This window comes from Altererythrobacter xiamenensis, assembly GCF_900177715.1.
Classification (GTDB): Bacteria; Pseudomonadota; Alphaproteobacteria; order Sphingomonadales; family Sphingomonadaceae; genus Erythrobacter; species Erythrobacter xiamenensis.
In genome coordinates this window covers 66,560-82,696 of sequence record NZ_FXWG01000002.1, presented here as the reverse complement: position 1 = coordinate 82,696, position 16,137 = coordinate 66,560, and the positions used below count along the sequence as shown (strand labels likewise).

Here is a 16,137-nt window from a genome sequence, read left to right as displayed (position 1 = left end):
GAAAACGGCGCGAGGTCAAGCCTAGCGATCACCCCGGACCATGCGGTCCGGGACTGCGCAGCCAGTTTTCTACCGCTCCAGCAGGTTGCGCGCCTGGCTGGCGATCTGCGCCAGCATGGCGGGCGCCACGGGAGTATGCGCCTGCGCACGCCCGATGATCGCGCGGAACTGCTTCACCGCTGCGGCCTGCGTTCCGGCCCAGCGTTCGACCGCGGCCTGCGGACCCGTCTTGCCGCCCCCGCGCCTGCGGAGGAAGTCGAGCCGCATTTGCTGGAAATCGCGCGCCAGCCCGTTGACGAGCAGGCGTTCCCACGGATCGGAGGGGGCCATGCCCTCTGCGGTCTGCTGCGCCCAGTCGAGACCCAGGCGTTCGCCGAGTTCGATGAAGGCCCGGGTCAGCGTTTCGGTCGGTGTGCCGCTGCTGCGAGCGAGGCCGGCAAGGCCGATCGAACCGTCGATTTCGAACAGGTGCACGACCTTCGCCGCGATATCGGCGGGGGCGCCAGCCTCCACGAACTGCGTGGTCAAACGCTGAGATTGCTTGCGCGCCGCTTCTGACAGCAGCTTCTCGGTAGAACCCGAGAGCTTTTCGACGCCCTTTGCGAGATCGGCGATCGGCTTGCTCGGTTCGAGCACCGCGCCGCTTTCCCGCAGGAGGTCGGCGATATGCGAGCTCATCGCAGCCGCCGCCCGGTCGAGCATCAGGATGCGTGCTTCCTCGGGCATCTCCGCGGTTTCGATCGCGTGCCAGATCTCGCGCATGCCGAGCAGATGTTCGACCGCGACATAGGCAGAGGCGATCTGGTCGAGCGATGCGCCCTCTTCCTCGGCCAGCTCGAACGGGTAGATCAGCCCGAGCCGGTTGACGATGCGATTGGCGAGCTTGGTCGCAATCAGCTCATCGCGCAGGCGGTGCGTCGCGATCTGCTTGCGGAACTTCTTCTGGAGCGGCTGCGGGAAGCTGCCGACCAGCAGCGGTTCGAGCGCCTCGTCCTTGACCAGCGCGCTCTGCTCGATCGCGTCCTGCAGCACGAGCTTGGTCGATGACAGCAGCACGGCAAGTTCAGGCCGGGTCAGGCCATGCCCGTCGCTGGCGCGGCGCATCAGCGTTTCGTTATCCGCCAGCCCCTCGGTCCGGCGGTCGAGCGCGTTCATGTCCTCGAGCGTTTCGATGAGCCGCATGTGCGAGGCCGCAGAGCGTGCGCCGCCGCGCTCGGCGATCGAAAGCGCCAGTGCCTGAAGCCGGTTGTTCTCCAGCACGATCGCCGCGACTTCCTCGGTCATGTCCTCGAGCAAGGCGTTGCGTTTCTTCTCGGAAATCTTCCCCGCGCGCCGGGCAGCCGCCAGCGCGATCTTGATGTTCACTTCGTTGTCGGAGCAATCGACGCCAGCCGAATTGTCGATGAAGTCGGTGTTGATCCGACCGCCCTTCGTGGCGAAGGCGATGCGCCCGGCCTGGGTTACGCCCAGATTGGCGCCTTCGCCGATCGCCTTGGCGCGAACGTCCTGCGCATTCACCCGCAGGGCGTCATTGGCAGGGTCACCGACCTGGACGTTATTCTCGGCATCGGCCTTGATGTAGGTGCCGATGCCGCCGAACCAGATGAGGTCGACCGGCGCGCACAAAATAGCGCTGATGAGGGCTTCGGGTTCGAGTTCCGCCTCCTCGATGCCGAGCGCCTCGCGCGCAGCCTTGGACAGCTTGATCAGCTTCGATTCGCGCGAAAACACGCCGCCGCCCCTGGAGATCAGCTCGGGATCGTAATCCTCCCAGCTCGACCGCGGCAGGTCGTAGAGGCGCTGGCGTTCCTTCCAGCTTTTCGCCGGATCGGGGTCGGGATCGATGAAGATGTGGCGGTGGTCGAAAGCGGCGACCAGCTTGATCGCTTTCGACAGCAGCATGCCGTTGCCGAAGACGTCGCCCGACATGTCGCCGCAACCGACGACTTCGATCGAATCCGTCTGCACGTCCACGCCCATTTCGAGGAAGTGGCGCTGCACCGAGACCCAGGCCCCGCGCGCGGTGATGCCCATCGCCTTGTGGTCGTACCCGTTCGAACCGCCGCTGGCGAAAGCATCGTCGAGCCAGAAGCCCTTTTCCTCGGCAATCGCGTTCGCGACGTCGGAAAAGCGCGCCGTCCCCTTGTCGGCGGCGACGACGAAATAGGGATCCTCGCCATCGTGGATCACTACGCTGTCGGGATGCACCACCGTGTCATCGACGATGTTGTCGGTGACCGAGAGCAGCGTGCGAATGAAGAGTTCGTAGCTTGCCTGCCCCTCGGCGGCCCAGGCATCGCGATCCTTCGCCGGATTGGGGAGCAGCTTGGGATAGAAGCCGCCCTTCGCGCCGGTCGGCACGATGACCGCGTTCTTGACCCGCTGCGCCTTCATCAGGCCGAGAATCTCGGTGCGGAAATCGTCACGCCGGTCGGACCACCTGAGGCCCCCGCGCGCGATCGGTCCGGCGCGCAGGTGAATGCCTTCTACGCGGCGCGAATAGACGAAGATTTCCCGCCAGGGGATCGGCTTGGGCAGGTTCGGCACCAGGCTCGAATCGATCTTGAAGGCGAGCGCCTCTTCTGCCGCCGGAGCGAAGACGTTGGTGCGCAGGATGGCGCCGATCAGCGCATGATAGAGCCGCAGCAGGCGGTCGTCGTTGATCGCGGCAACCTTGGCCAGCCCGCGCTTGATCGCATCTTCGGCGGATCTGGCGGCAGCGGCGCGATCACCCTCGAATGCCGGATCGTGACGAGCGGTGAACAGCTCGATGATCGGGCGGGTCACCTGCGGCGCGGCGGCGAGCGCATCGACCACGGTGTAGATGGTGAAGCCCATGCCTGCCTGCCGCAGGTAGCGGTAGAATGCGCGCAACCAGTCGGCCTGCAATGCTGACAGGCCGGTCTGCACGACGAGGCGGTTGAACGGATCGTTCTCGGCGCGGCCGACCAGGACGGCAGCGATGGCCCGTTCGATCGCGTCGGCCCGTTCGAGCAACGGCGCTGCATTCTCGCCGTCGGGCAGGGCGAGCATGAAATCGTGGATCGTGCCGAGCTCGCCCTCGTCGAGGCTGGTGGGTATCTCGGAGAGGACCTTGAAGCCGAAATTCTCCAGCGCAGGCACCGCGTCCGACAGCGGCAGTGCCCCTTTGTGCTGGTAGACCTTGAGCCGCAGATGATCTGCCGGGTCGGTGTCGATCCGATAGAGACGCGCGTCGCGGCCGCTCGTTTCGTCACCATGCAGCGCCCGCAGACGGTGGAGGTCGAGCGCGGCTTCGGCAGCCCCGTAGTTGGAGCGGTAGCCGGCAGGGAATGCGGCGGCATAGCGCGCGGCGATGGCAGCGGCGCGAGAGGGTTCCTCGGTCTGGGCGAGATGCTTCTCGACCGCCTCTCCCCAGCCAAGCAGCATGTCCTGCAAGCGCTCGTCGAGAGCGGCTTCGTCATGCGGCTTCTTTGTCTCGCGAATGTCGAGGACGAAGCGGATCATGGCGAGATTGCCGCCTTCGACCTCGAGGCTCCAGTCGAGCAGTTCGGTGCCTTCGGGCTCGGTCAGAAGGTCCTGGATCTGCAGGCGAACCTGCGTCGAGAGCGTGTCGCGCGGCAGCCAGACGAAGGCGAACAGGTGGCGGGCAAGCGGCGCTTCGACCAGCGCAAGGCGGGGACGCGGGCGATCGACGAGACCCATCATCGTGGTCGCGACCCGCGCGATATCTTCCGAAGGGAACCCGACCATCAGATCGTGCGGCAGGACGGTCAGCGCGTGAACCAGCGCCTTGCCCGCGTGGCCGGCCCGGTCGAAACCGAGCTTTTCGGTCAGCTGGTCCAATGCATTGCGCAGCCGCGGAACCTTCTGCGGCGGACTGGCGAGCGCAGCGGAGGTCCAGACACCGGCATGGATGGAGAGCGCAGTGACCTTCTCCTTGCCGCGCGTCTCGTCACGGATCGGCACGATGAAGAGATCGAGCGGCACGCGGCGATGAACATTGGCGACCCGGTTCGCCTTGACGATGAGAAGCTCTCGCGGGCTGCCGTCGGGCTGGTCCTGCTCGAACCAGTCGAAGGCGCGTTCGTAGGAACTTTCGGCGAGCAACTGGCGCGCGCTCTTGCGGCACACGCCGTGCAGGCTGTTGTGGCTGCCGTCGCGGTTGCGGGTGAGATGGCCAAGCTGGGTGAGCATGCCCGAATTGAGCCATTCGAGCAGCGCGATATTCTCGGGCTTTTCGAGGCGCGTGATGTCCTCGCTCATCGCCGTCTGCATCTTGTGCCAGTCGTTCACCGCTGCGCGGACATCGCCAAGCGTCTGGCGCAGCTTGTCCTCGAGCGTCTTGCGCTGCCGCGCATCGACCCGCTCGGCCTCGACGAAGATCATCGACTCGCGGCAATCGGCCTTTGAATCGGCAGCGCCGAGATGGGTCAGCTCGCCATCGGAGTTGCGGCGCACAGGCACGATCGGGTGAACCAGCCGATTGATCGTGAGGCCTTCTGCGGCGATCGTCGAGGCGATCGAGTCGACCAGGAACGGCATGTCGTCATTGACGATGGCGATGCGCAGATAACGGTGTTCGTCGCTGATCGAGGCCATCGCAAGAGCGGAGCGGTCGGCTTCCCGATGCATCGCCGTTTCGAGCACGAAGCGGGCCGCTTCGGTCAGCGGTTTGCCGGAAAGTCCGGTGTCGCCGGGCAGGATCGATTCGCGCATGTGCTTGGCGAGGCGTTTCTGCATGTTGCTGAGGTCGGCGTCGTTCATCGTCGTCCTGCCAGACATCCCGGTCGTTTTGCCATTGGATTTGCGGGATTTGCCCGCCGCTTTGGAAACCATCGTCCTGCTCCAGTCGCCCGCTCTCTCCCGGGCATTGCGCAATATTCTTTTCCTGCCGCGCAGTAATATTCGCCGCCGATACGCTCGCTCTTACCCTACGGCAAGGCAGGAAATGCAACGAGCCGCCCGCTGGGGCTTCCAACCCTCTATAACCCTTGTGTGGCTGCCGAAATGCCCTTCCCTTCCGGCGCAGCGGCCGCCACTCGGTCCCTGGGTACCCAAGCCCGACCACCCGTGTTCGCAAGCTCAGCCGCCGATCACCTCCATGGTCAGTTCGAGCGAGCGGACGCGGGCATCGGGATCATAGGTCGCCCCCGCAAGGATAATCTCATCCGCCCTGGTTCGTTCCAGAAAGGCCGCGATGCTTTCGCGCACTTGCGCCGGCGTCCCGACAGCGGCCGCCTGGCCGACATGGTCGAGCATCGCTTTCGCCTGTGCCGGGAGCGTATCGGTATAGTTCTCGATCGGTGGCGGCAGCTTGCCCGGATTGCCGGTGCGCAATCGGACGAAACTTTGCTGCTGGCTTGATGCGAGCAGGCGCGCTTCTGCTTCGCTTTCCGCCGCAAAGGCATTCATCGCCACCATGACGTGCGGCGCGGGGCAGGCCTCCGAAGGCTGGAAATCGCGGCGGTAGGTCTCGAGCGCTGCATCGAGGTGATCGGGCGCGAAATGCGCGGCGAAAGCGTAGGGCATGCCCAGCCTGGCAGCGAGCTGCGCGCCGAACAGGCTCGATCCCAGCATCCAGAACTCGATTTTCGCGCCCAGTCCCGGTGTCGCCTTGATCGGCAGATCGACATCGCCGGTTATCAGTGCGCGCAGCTCGACCACGTCCTGCGGAAAATACTCGGCGGCCTGATGCAGATCCTTGCGCAGTGCGCGCTGCAATTCCGGCCCGGCCCCGGGTGCACGGCCCAGCCCGAGATCGACTCGTCCGGGGAAGAGCGCATCGAGCGTGCCGAACTGTTCGGCAATCTGGAATGGGGTGTGGTTGGGTAGCATGATCCCGCCCGATCCGATGCGGATGGTCGAGGTGGCATTGCCGATATGCGCCAGCACGACAGATGTCGCACCGCCCGCGATCCCCTCCATCGCGTGATGTTCGGCAACCCAGAAGCGCTTGCAACCAGCGCGTTCCGCCGCCTGTGCGAGCGTTGTCGCCGCATCGAATGCTTCGCTCAGCGTGCCGCCTTCGCGCACCGGGACGAGATCGAGGACAGAGAACTTTGTCATACGACGGTTTACTCCGCTCCGATCTGGGCAAGATAGCCACGCGCGGTACCGGCCTCCGCGCTGTCGGGTGCTAGCGCGGTCACCTGCTGCCATTGCGCGCGCGCATCCGCTTCACGTCCTGACAGCACCGCGATGACGCCTGCTTCGAGCGGTATCGCGGGGTTCTGGCTATCTCGCGCCAGTGCGACATCGATTGCGGCCTGCGCTTCGGCGAGCATGTCCTGTCGCCGGTACAGCGTTGCGAGGAGCAGCGGCGCTTCGCCCGATGTGGGGCGTAGCGCAGTCGCCTCCTCCAGCAGGGGAACGGCTTCTTCGGCGCGTTCGAGCGCGACCAGTACGCGCGCCTTGTCGACCGCAACCAGTCCGATCATGTCGCGCGCGGTGCTGGCCCGCGCATCGCTTTCGGCCTGGTCGAGCAGTGCCAGCGCGCCGGTCATGTCGCCTGTTGGCATGGCGGCATTGCCCGCCATCGCGCCGACCCTTGCGCGGAAGGCGCGGTCTTCCGCAGGGGAACCGTCGCGCGCCGCGACGAAGGCCGCGCGCGCTTCGTCCCAGCGTTCGAGCTGCGTTGCCGCAAGACCGAAGCAATGGTTGGCGAGCACGCGCTCGTTACCCTCACTCGCATCGCGGCGGATTTGCGCCTGCGAATGGGCGCGCGCAGGGTCGCTGTCGACCAGTTCGAAACATTCTTCGAGCCAGGTCGGAGTGACGCGATCGCCGACCGGCTCGCTCGGCGTTTGCTGGACTTCGCGGGCAGGGCGGTCCTGCACTTCCGCGGAATAATCGGGAATGGCTCCCGAAGAGGGATCGGGTCCGACCTGCATGAGCAGAGGGAGGATGAGGGCCATAGAATTCATGGGTTCGTCTCGTGTTGGAGGCAGAGGCTTTCCACCGTTTGCAGGAGCAGCGCGATGTCGCCGTCGCGCGAAAGCCGGTGGTCGCCGTCCTTGACAAGCGTCACCTTTACCGCGTCCGAACGCAGCGCTTCGGCAAGCTTCAGGCTGATCTCCCACGGCACGTCGGCGTCGCGCTGGCCGTGGAGCAGATGGACAGGGCAATTGATCGCGATGGTGCCGCTGAGCTTGCGGTTCTGCTCGGCATCATTCCAGAACAACGCATGGGTCGGCGTGGGTTCGGGGCCGTAAGGATTGTCCTCGTAAATGGTCTCGCCCGCGCTGAGTTTCGTCTTCTGCTCCTCGCTGAAGCCCCAGTCCGAAAAATCGGGTGCGGCGGCGATGCCGACCATGCCCGCAAGCTGATCGCCCAAGGCCTCGCCCACAAGCAGCATCAGCCAGCCCCCCATCGAGGAGCCGATGACGATGACTTCACCTTCGACCTGCGCGTCGATGAGTGCGAGCACCTCGTCGCGCCAGCGCCCTAGCGAGCCGTCGGCAAAGTCTCCGTCGCTCCGTCCGCAGCCCGAATAGTCGAGCAGCAGGCAGGCGCGGCCCGTTTCGCCCGCCCGGTCGAACAGCGCGGTCGCCTTGCCGCCGTCCATGTCGGACATGTAGCCGGGCAGGAAGACCAGCGTCGGCCCCGCGCCTTCGGAGTGGCGATAGGCGATGCGGGCGCCATCTGGCATTTCATGGAATCGGACATCGGATGCGCACTCGTTCATGCCGGCTCCATGCCCGTGAGCGGTGGGCGCTGGCAAGGGGTGCTGGTGACGATGAGACACGATCCCGCTTGTCATTTTTCCGACATGGGCGCAGCCTAACCCACAGTCATGATCGGATCCGAACCTCCTTTTCGCCCCTCTGCCCCGCTGACGCGCCGCGGCTTGTTCCAGCTTGGCGGGATTACCGCAGCGCTCGCCGCCAGCCCGGCGATCGCACGAACTTTCGGCAGTGGCTTCACGCACGGTGTCGCGAGCGGCGAACCCGGACAGAACCGCGTGCTGCTGTGGACGCGTTTTGTCGCAGAGCAGGAAACCCCGCTCTCCTGGCAAGTCAGTGAAAAGCAGGACTTTGGCGCGATCACGGCAGAAGGCAGCGCAGTGGCTGCGCCGACAAGCGACTGGTGCGTGAAGAGCTGGGCCGATGGTCTCGAACCGAACCGGTGGTATTATTATCGCTTCACCGCTCCCGATGGGTCGCGCTCGGAAATTGGCCGAACGCGTACCTTGCCCGCGGGCGGAACCGACCCGTTCCGCATGGCCGTGTTCTCATGCTCCAACTACGCCTTCGGCTATTTCAACGCCTATGCGCACGCGGCAGAGGCGAATGACGCCGATCTCGCGGTGCATCTCGGCGATTATATCTACGAGTACAGGCGCGGCACCTATCCTTCGGCAGACGAAGCACAGCCCGGGCGCCTGCTCTGGCCCGAGCACGAAATCGTCGCGCTGGCGGATTATCGCCTGCGCTATGCAACCTATCGCAGCGATCCGGACCTCAGGCGCATTCACCAGACGCTGCCGATGATTGCGATCTGGGACGATCACGAGAGCGCGAATGACAGCTGGACCGGCGGGGCGCAAAACCATCAGCCGGAAACCGAAGGCGACTGGGAGGTGCGCAAGGCGGCGGCCAAGCGTGCCTATCGCGAGTGGATGCCCGTCTCGGACGAAACCTATGCCGCCTACGAGATTGGCGACCTTGCCACGCTGATCCGGCTCGATACGCGACTGGAAGGGCGCGAGGAGCCATACAATCTGGCGAGCGTTCTGTCTGGCGCAGGCAGCGCCGCAGACGCTGTGGCAGCGCTCACGGCCTTTCGTGACGGTGCCTGGGCCGATCCCGACCGGACATTGCTCGGCATGAAACAGGAGGCATGGCTAGCCGATGCGCTCAAGGCGTCGCGCGGGAGCGGCAAGGTCTGGCAGGTTCTCGCCCAGCAGGTGGTGATGGGCAATCTTATGACGCCGCCCGATATCGTCGAAGCGCTGGCGGCAAATGCGCCGGATTTCATCCGCCAGCGGGTCACCGCAGCAGCGATGGCGGGGCGCGCTGGGCTGCCTTCGAACATGGACGCGTGGGACGGCTACCCCTCGGCGCGCGAGCGGTTGCTCGCCGCCGCGCGAGAGGCGGATGCGAACCTTGTCGTCCTCGCCGGAGATTCGCACAATGCCTGGACTTTCGAGCTTGCGCATGCAGGCGAGAAGGCGGGGGTCGAGTTCGCGGTGCAATCGGTCAGTTCGCCCGGGCTCGAAGCTTATCTGGGCGCGGCCGACCCCAGGCGACTGGCGGTCTCGCTTGCGACGCATAACGAGCGGCTGAAGTTCAGCGATACGTCGCACCGCGGCTATGGCTTGCTTGAACTGACGGGGGAGCGGGTGACGAACGAGTACCGGTTCCTCGATACCGTCCGCACGCGCTCGACCCGGCTGGCGGCGAAGGCCAGCTTCACCAGCGAGGCGTCGACGAACGTGCTCGCCGGATAGGCTGGTCTAGTCGCGCTCGAATATTTCCTCGATGGCGAGTTCGAACACGTCGGCGATCTTGAACGCGAGCGGCAGCGAGGGGTCGTAGCGCCCCGTCTCGATCGCATTGACGCTCTGGCGGCTGACGCCGAGCTGTTCGGCGAGGTGCTGCTGGCTCCAGTCGCGCTCGGCGCGGAGCACCTTGAGGCGGTTCTTCATTTCGCAATGCCTCGCAGCCGGAACCAGTAATAACTGATCACCCAGCCCAGGGTCAGAATGCCGACGATGTTGTCGCTGTCGAGTTCGGGCAGGCCAAGAGTCTTCTTCGCGATTATCCAGGCGAGGTGAACCAGCATGGTGGTCGCCATGCTGACGAGCGCTGCATTGGCGAGGATCTGGAACAGGTATTCCTCCGTGCATCGCCGATCGATGGCCGATCCAGCAGCCACCAGCAAGCTGAACAAGGCGGTCAGTCCCACGAGCACCGCGCCCTTGAGCCATGGGCCGACCTCCACCAGCACCTCGCGCGGGGGATCGATTTCCGCGATCATCAATATTCCCGCACTGGCTGGCAGGAGGAGAAACCAGTCAAGTCTCTGAATGGTCATTTTCATCATCTGATCTCTCCATAGGTGCCGTATTTCAGCTTGTTTGAAATTGCCCCGATGCCGATGCCGAAGCACCAGATCGTCGGCCACCAGAACGCGGCGACGGGTTCGACGATGTTATAGGTTTCGAGAAAGCCCCAGACGGCCGCGAGCGTGAAGGATATGCCGGTCGCGATCAGCCCCTGGCGAACGTAGAGCATGCGAAAGAACTCGTCCTGCTCCTCGACGATCAAGCCTCCGAATATCCAGATGATACCGGCGAAGGACAATCCCGGGAGGAAAGCAAGGAATGCCGCCAGCCAGCCTACCACCCCGCGATCCTCGATGAAGTGTTCGGCGAGGAAGAGCGTGATCAGGTAGAACGCCATGGTCAGCGCCATGCGCACCAGATAGCGATGCGACGCGCGCGAATTGTCCCTTGTCAGGCTCAGGCCCTTGACGAAGGCAAAGGCCATAAGACCGATGGGTATCGTCGCGAGAATGTAGGCAGTCGTCGCGTTTATCGCGTCGGATTTGAACAGGAACAGCAGCCCCAATCCGCTGAGCACGGACGAGATCGCCGCTCCGAGGCATGGTTTGGGGGTTGCCGTCGCGGTTTTGCTGCTCATTGCAGGCATCCCATTCCGCACGAACTACGCGAATTGATCGATCCCCATGCCGCGCCGGTAAGGCCGGTGACGAGAGCGAAAGACGCGCCGTCGCTCAGCCCCTGGCTGTTCGCGAGGAAAGCGGCCCCGAGGATTATGGCGGCCCACATCAGGGCCTTTGCACGAATGTCCATTGGTCAAGTCTCCTTTCAATTACGTAAAGCGTACTTGTCATTGATTCGTGCATTTGTCAAGCACACTTTCCAAAATGACGTGCGAGCTTTCCGGCTGCGGTCCAAGGCATGCCGGTAATGACATCGCAACGGACCATCGCTATATGTCCCCCCATGGCCAAGCTGCTGACTACCACCACGACCACTACGACCTCGGATATCCGGGGGCGGTCGGTCGCGGCTTAGTCGCACGATCCGCCACCCGATTTCGGGTGGCATCGGTGTCAGCCCCTCGAAATCGGCAAAGAATGACCGACACCGCTCTTCCGGTGCGCGCCGCTATGTGCAAAAGGCGCGCGCAAAGACGCGAAAGATTGAACGATGACCGAATTGCTCAAGATCAGCCTGCCCGATGGATCGGTGCGCGAGATGGAACCGGGATCGACCCCGGGAGACGTTGCGGCCGCGATCGGTCCGGGTCTTGCCAAGGCGGCTCTCGCCGCGCGCGTGGATGGGGAGGTGCGCGATCTCAACCGGCCTTTCGAAGGCGACGCCGAGCTTGCCCTGATCACTGCGCGCGACGAGGCGGATGCGCTCGAACTGGCGCGGCACGACTATGCCCACGTCCTCGCCGAGGCGGTGCAGGCGCTCTGGCCCGGCACGCAGATCACTTTCGGTCCGGCGACCGACGATGGCTTCTACTATGATGTGAAGGCCCCCGACACGCGCGAGCCGTTTTCGTCAGAGGATCTGCCCGCGATCGAGGAAAAGATGCGCGAGATCATCAAGGCGGACAAGCCGCTGGTGCGCGAAGTCTGGAGCCGCGAGCAGCTGATCGAGAAGTGGCAGGCCGAAGGCGAAACCTTCAAGGCCGAATGGGCCAGGGAACTGCCCGAGGACGAGGAGCTGACGGTCTACTGGTCGGGCGAACCGGGCAGCGAAGGCGCGTGGCTCGACATGTGCCGCGGGCCCCATCTGGCCTCGACCGGCAAGCTCGACCCGCAGGCGTTCAAGCTGATGCGCGTCGCCGGGGCATACTGGCGCGGCGATCAGAACAATGCGCAGCTGACGCGTATCTACGGCACCGGCTGGCTCAACAAGAAACAGCTGAATGCCCACCTCACGCGGCTGGAGGAAGCGGCCAAGCGCGACCACCGCAAGCTGGGGCGCGAGATGGACCTGTTCCACCTGCAGGAAGAAGCGCATGGCAGCGTGTTCTGGCATCCCAACGGCTATCGCATCTGGCGCGAGCTGGAGGCCTATATGCGCCGCAAGATGGACGCCGCCGGCTATCGGGAAATCAAGACGCCTCAGCTAATGGACGTGCGCCAGTGGGAGCAGTCCGGCCACTGGGGCAAATATGCTGAGAACATGTTCGCCGTGCCCGACATCGTGCCCGAAGTCGAAGGGCTGGGCGACGACAATGATGGCAAGGGCGCCAATCCGCATGTCGCCTCGGACGCCAACTGGATGGCGATCAAGCCGATGAACTGCCCGGCCCACGTGCTGGTCTTCAAGCAGGGCATCACCTCCTATCGCGACCTGCCGATCCGGCTGGGCGAGATGGGCTGCTGCCACCGCAACGAACCGCATGGCGCGCTCCACGGGCTGATGCGCGTGCGGCAGTTCACGCAGGACGATGCGCATATCTTCTGCACCGAGGCGCAGGTGGTCGAGGAAGTCCGCGCTTTCTGTCGCCTCGCCGCTGACGTCTACAAGGATTTCGGCTTCAATTTCGCGATCAAGCTCGCGCTGCGGCCCGAAAAGCGGCTCGGCTCCGATGCGGACTGGGACAAGGCGGAGCAGGAACTGCGCGATGCCGTCCGGGAAGCGGGCATGATGAACGACGAGTTCGGTTGGGAGGAACTTCCGGGCGAAGGCGCGTTCTATGCGCCCAAGCTCGAATGGCACCTGACCGACGCGATCGGACGGACGTGGCAGGTCGGCACGATCCAGGGCGACCGCGTGCTGCCCGACCGTCTCGATGCGACCTACATCGGCGAGGATGGCGAAAAGCACCGTCCAGTCATGCTGCACCGCGCGATCTTCGGCTCGTATGAGCGCTTCATCGGCATTCTGATCGAGCATTTCGCAGGGCGCTTGCCGGTATGGCTCGCGCCGACGCAGGCGGTGGTCGCGACGATCGTTTCGGATGCGGACGGCTATGCGAAGGAAGCGGTGGCCAAGCTGGAAGCTGCGGGCATTCGCGTCGAGAGCGATCTTCGCAACGAGAAGATCAACTACAAGGTGCGCGAACACTCGCTGGCGAAGGTTCCGCAGCTGCTGGTGGTCGGCAAGCGTGAAGCCGAGGAAGGCACCGTCGCGGTGCGCACGCTGGGCGAAAAGGACCAGCGCGTCATGACGCTCGACGAGGCGATTGCGATGCTGAAGGATGAAGCGACGCCGCCCGATCTTCGCTGATCGGGTTGGCGGTCAGCCAGGTTTCAAGTCAGTCTGCGCTCAAAAAGGGAGCGCGCGGCCGGCGGCAATGAGTGCGACAGCGCAAGATGTGACCAGCGTGAACCGGATCATCTCGGCCTGTGCCTCAGCGACTTTATCCGCCAACCGGACCGCGCGCGAAAGAGCAATGACCTTGGACATGGCGCCCATTTTCGCGGGCAATTACTAAGCAAGCGTTAAACGCGGTCTAATCCTTGGAAAGGCTCGGCATTTGCTGGCTGGCGCAGTGGAATCCGCCGCCGCCCGCCAGCACGGCATCGCCCGGGAGGCCGATCGTAGCGCGATCGGGGAAGAGCGCACCGATGGCAGCGACTCCGATCTCGTCATGGGGCGAGCCGAAGGTCGGGACCACGACCAGATTGCTGGTGATCGCGAAGTTGGCATAGCTTGCAGGCTCGACTCTCCCGTCGCGCTCGATCCGTCCGGGGGAAGGGATTTCGTGCAACGTCAGCCCGGCATCGAGAATGCGCGCCTTGGCATCGGCATAGATCGCCGCGTTGGGATCATCAGCGCCCGTCGCGCGCGGCAACACGAGTTCGCCGGGCGCCACGAAGCGCGCGAGATTGTCGACATGGCCGTCGGTGTGATCATTGATCAGGCCATCGCCCAGCCAGACCACGCGGGTGAAGCCGAGATCGCGCGCCAGTCGCGCCTCGATTTCCTCGCGTGACAGTTCTGGGTTGCGATTGGGGTTGAGCAGGCACTGCTCGGTCGTCAGCACCGTTCCGGTGCCGTCACCGTCAACCGCACCGCCTTCGAGTATCCAGTCGCTGGTGACGACGGGCAGGGCCGCATCGCGCGCAAGCTCTGCGCCGATCGTCTCGTCGCCGGGCATCTCATACTTCTCGCCCCACCCGTTGAAGCGGCAGCGCAGCGCGCTGCCATCGGCGCGCACGAGCGGGCCGGTATCGCGCAGCCAGACGTCACCGAAGACCCGGCGTTCGAGCTGGACTGCTCCGGACACAAGTTCGCGCGCGCGCGCCTCGTTCGCTTCGTCGCGCACCAGCAGGCGGACTTCCTGCCCGCTTTCTGCAACGGCATTGGCGAAACCGGCGATCTGTTCCTGAGCGCGTTCGAGATAGCCCGGCCATTCCTCGGCCAGATGCGGAAAGCCGATCCACAGCCAATCCTGCGGCGCCCATTCGGGAGGCATCACGATATTGGCCATGGACCGGTTTTCCGTTCTTGAGTTCGCGCGTCGATCAGCAGCCGGATTCGCTCGCGGCGCAGTCCTCGTCGCGGATGCCGCGGAACTCGTCGCCCTCGACCCAGTTCGGCCAGCTGCCGCTTTCCGCCAGCGAGCGGCCGATCCGGTAGAACAGCTGGAGGTCGGCCATCACGCCCGACCAGTCCCAGTTCTCGTCATACTCGTCCTTCGGACCGTGATAGCGGTTCTCGCGGTAGTCGGCTGCGACCGCCGCGCCCGCTTCCTTGCCGCCTTCGACGAGGTCTTCGCCGCCATCGACGTAGAGCATCGGCACGCCGCGCTTGGCGAAGGCGAAGTGGTCGGAGCGGTAGTAATAGCCCGCTTCGGGGTTGGGGTTGGGCGTGGCGGTACGACCATCGGCGGTCAGGGCACTATCGAGGAACTGGTCGAGCTGCGACTTGCCCGGGCCGACCACGACCACATCCTTCGATGGACCTGCGATCAGGAAAGCGTCCATGTTGATCCCGCCGACCGTCTGGGAGAGCGGGAAAACCGGGTTCTCGGCGTAATAATGCGCGCCGAGCAGGCCTGATTCCTCGGCCGTCACGGCGAGGAAGACCAGCGTACGCTTGGGCGCTCCGGCCTTGGCATGCGCTTCGGCCAGCGCGACCAGCGCCGCGGTGCCGGTGGCATTGTCGACCGCACCGTTGCAGATGTCGTCACCGTCAGGCGCAGCGGTGCAGCGGCCGAGGTGATCCCAGTGCGCTGTGTGGATGACATATTCGTCAGGACGTTCGCTGCCCGGCAGGATGCCGATCACGTTTTTCGAGGCGAAGGTGCGAATGTCGTTCTCGAATTCGGTGGAGGCGCTGAGGCCGAGCGGAACCGCTTCGAAGCCCTTCTTCTTCGCGGCTGCACTGAGCGCGTCGAGGTCCTGGCCTGCAGCCTTGAGAATTTCGCGCGCGACTTCCTTCTGCACCCAGCCGTTCATGGTGGTGAGCGGGGGCGCGTCCTCACCGCGCTGGGCATAGGCCTGCGGGCCCGACCAGCTGCTTTCGACGACGTTCCAGCCATAGCTTGCCGGCTCGGTGTCATGGACGATCAGGACACCGGCGGCACCCTGGCGCGCGGCTTCCTCGTATTTGTAGCTCCAGCGGCCGTAATAGGTCATGGCGCGGCCATTGAACGGACCTTCGAGGCCCTGGGTCTCGTAATCGGGGTCATTGACGAGGACGACCACCGTCTTGCCCTTCACGTCGACGCCTTCGTAATCGTTCCAGCCGCGTTCGGGGGCGTTGATGCCGTAACCGACAAAGACCATCTCGCTGTTCGCCAGCGTCGTCGCCGCGTCCTCGCGATAGGTCACGCCGACCCAGTCCTCGCCGAAATCATAGCTGAGATCGACACCGTCGCCCTTGATCGTGAGCGGGGCGAAGTCCCTGCCGGTGATCTCGACCAGCGGCACGTCCTGCACCCATGACCCATTGTTGCCGGGCTCGAGCCCCGCCGCTTCGAAACGTTCGGTCAACAGCGCGACGGTTTTCTCCTCGCCTGCCGAGCCGGGCATGCGCCCTTCGAACTCGTCGGAGGAAAGTATTCTCGTCACGTCCTTCATCGTGTCTTCGGAAATGTCGCCTTCCGCGACCTCGGGAATGTCGAGCGACGTGTCTGTTTCGCTTGCAGGTGCATCTCCGCAGGCGGAGAGCGACAGCGCGGCTGCTGCGAGCAGGGCAGTCCGGATCATGATTGTGTG

Annotated in this window: 12 protein-coding genes; 2 read left to right on the top strand and 10 right to left on the bottom strand. The window is 64.5% G+C overall.

The annotated features are described in order from the left end of the window. Positions 1–69 precede the first annotated feature (69 nt). From CCE89_RS05590 to CCE89_RS05575, 4 genes are all read right to left on the bottom strand, one after another. On the bottom strand, positions 70–4,746 hold the full coding sequence (locus CCE89_RS05590; RefSeq protein WP_234989969.1) for an NAD-glutamate dehydrogenase domain-containing protein: 4,677 nt from the start codon (positions 4,744–4,746) through the stop codon (positions 70–72). A 318-nt stretch (positions 4,747–5,064) separates the two neighbouring features. Then, positions 5,065–6,048, bottom strand: coding sequence for an LLM class flavin-dependent oxidoreductase (locus CCE89_RS05585; protein WP_086437091.1), 984 nt, complete (start codon positions 6,046–6,048; stop codon positions 5,065–5,067). An 8-nt stretch (positions 6,049–6,056) separates the two neighbouring features. Continuing rightward, a complete protein-coding gene (locus CCE89_RS05580; protein WP_234989968.1) occupies positions 6,057–6,905 on the bottom strand; it encodes a tetratricopeptide repeat protein in 849 nt (282 codons plus the stop codon). Continuing rightward, positions 6,902–7,666, bottom strand: coding sequence for an alpha/beta fold hydrolase (locus tag CCE89_RS05575; RefSeq protein WP_086437090.1), 765 nt, complete (start codon positions 7,664–7,666; stop codon positions 6,902–6,904). The genes CCE89_RS05580 and CCE89_RS05575 overlap by 4 nt, the downstream gene beginning before the upstream one ends. Positions 7,667–7,774: 108 nt before the next feature. Here CCE89_RS05575 and CCE89_RS05570 point away from each other — a divergent pair, with 108 nt between their 5' ends. Then, entirely contained in the window at positions 7,775–9,430 is a 1,656-nt protein-coding gene (locus tag CCE89_RS05570) for an alkaline phosphatase D family protein (protein ID WP_086437089.1), read from the top strand. Positions 9,431–9,436: 6 nt separating this feature from the next. On the opposite strand, the gene CCE89_RS05565 is transcribed toward CCE89_RS05570, so the two are convergent. Genes CCE89_RS05565 through CCE89_RS15240 form a run of 4 tightly spaced genes read right to left on the bottom strand, consistent with a single transcriptional unit; the run spans position 9,437 to position 10,798 of the window. After that, positions 9,437–9,628, bottom strand: a complete 192-nt coding sequence (locus CCE89_RS05565; RefSeq protein WP_086437088.1) for a helix-turn-helix transcriptional regulator — start codon at positions 9,626–9,628, stop codon at positions 9,437–9,439. After that, complete coding sequence (locus tag CCE89_RS05560) at positions 9,625–10,017, bottom strand: hypothetical protein (RefSeq protein ID WP_234989967.1); 393 nt, start codon at positions 10,015–10,017, stop codon at positions 9,625–9,627. The genes CCE89_RS05565 and CCE89_RS05560 overlap by 4 nt, the downstream gene beginning before the upstream one ends. A gap of 5 nt (positions 10,018–10,022) precedes the next feature. Next, a complete protein-coding gene (locus tag CCE89_RS05555; RefSeq protein WP_086437086.1) occupies positions 10,023–10,625 on the bottom strand; it encodes a hypothetical protein in 603 nt (200 codons plus the stop codon). Next, positions 10,622–10,798, bottom strand: a complete 177-nt coding sequence (locus CCE89_RS15240) for a hypothetical protein (protein WP_159456589.1) — start codon at positions 10,796–10,798, stop codon at positions 10,622–10,624. The genes CCE89_RS05555 and CCE89_RS15240 overlap by 4 nt, the downstream gene beginning before the upstream one ends. Positions 10,799–11,158: 360 nt before the next feature. On the opposite strand from CCE89_RS15240, the gene thrS reads away from it, so the two are divergent. After that, positions 11,159–13,198: a threonine--tRNA ligase gene (gene thrS / locus CCE89_RS05550; RefSeq protein ID WP_086437085.1), complete on the top strand. Its 2,040-nt coding sequence runs from the start codon at positions 11,159–11,161 to the stop codon at positions 13,196–13,198. Positions 13,199–13,424: 226 nt separating this feature from the next. On the opposite strand, the gene CCE89_RS05545 is transcribed toward thrS, so the two are convergent. Together CCE89_RS05545 and CCE89_RS05540 are read right to left on the bottom strand one after the other, a co-directional pair. Then, positions 13,425–14,405, bottom strand: a complete 981-nt coding sequence (locus CCE89_RS05545) for an agmatine deiminase family protein (protein WP_234989966.1) — start codon at positions 14,403–14,405, stop codon at positions 13,425–13,427. Between the two features lie 34 nt (positions 14,406–14,439). Next, on the bottom strand, positions 14,440–16,128 hold the full coding sequence (locus CCE89_RS05540) for a M28 family metallopeptidase (RefSeq protein WP_200810299.1): 1,689 nt from the start codon (positions 16,126–16,128) through the stop codon (positions 14,440–14,442). Positions 16,129–16,137: the final 9 nt, after the last annotated feature.